The 686-nt window shown below is 55.1% G+C and carries 1 rRNA gene; it reads left to right on the top strand.

Going from position 1 to position 686, the window contains the following annotated elements:
* A 23S ribosomal RNA gene (locus tag E7Z54_RS09610) occupies window positions 1–686 on the top strand; the annotation flags it as partial.

Here is a 686-nt window from a genome sequence, read left to right as displayed (position 1 = left end):
GCGAAATTCCTTGTCGGGTAAGTTCCGACCTGCACGAATGGAGTAACGACTTGGGCGCTGTCTCAACCATGGACTCGGCGAAATTGCACTACGAGTAAAGATGCTCGTTACGCGCGGCAGGACGGAAAGACCCCGGGACCTTTACTATAGTTTGGCATTGGTGTTTGGTTCGGCTTGTGTAGGATAGGTGGGAGACTGTGAAGCGGCCACGCCAGTGGTTGTGGAGTCAACGTTGAAATACCACTCTGGTCGTACTAGATGTCTAACCTAGGGCCATGATCTGGTTCAGGGACAGTGCCTGATGGGTAGTTTAACTGGGGCGGTTGCCTCCTAAAGAGTAACGGAGGCGCTCAAAGGTTCCCTCAGCCTGGTTGGCAATCAGGTTTCGAGTGTAAGTGCACAAGGGAGCTTGACTGTGAGACAGACATGTCGAGCAGGGACGAAAGTCGGAACTAGTGATCCGGCCACTGCGAGTGGAAGCGTGGTCGCTCAACGGATAAAAGGTACCCCGGGGATAACAGGCTGATCTTCCCCAAGAGTCCATATCGACGGGATGGTTTGGCACCTCGATGTCGGCTCGTCGCATCCTGGGGCTGGAGTAGGTCCCAAGGGTTGGGCTGTTCGCCCATTAAAGCGGCACGCGAGCTGGGTTTAGAACGTCGTGAGACAGTTCGGTCCCTATCCGC

It is taken from the genome of Nocardioides sp. (assembly GCF_004803405.1).
Lineage (GTDB): Bacteria > Actinomycetota > Actinomycetes > Propionibacteriales > Nocardioidaceae > Nocardioides > Nocardioides vastitatis.
Note: the sequence above shows the minus strand (reverse complement) of the source record. Positions and strands in the feature narration are given on the sequence as shown.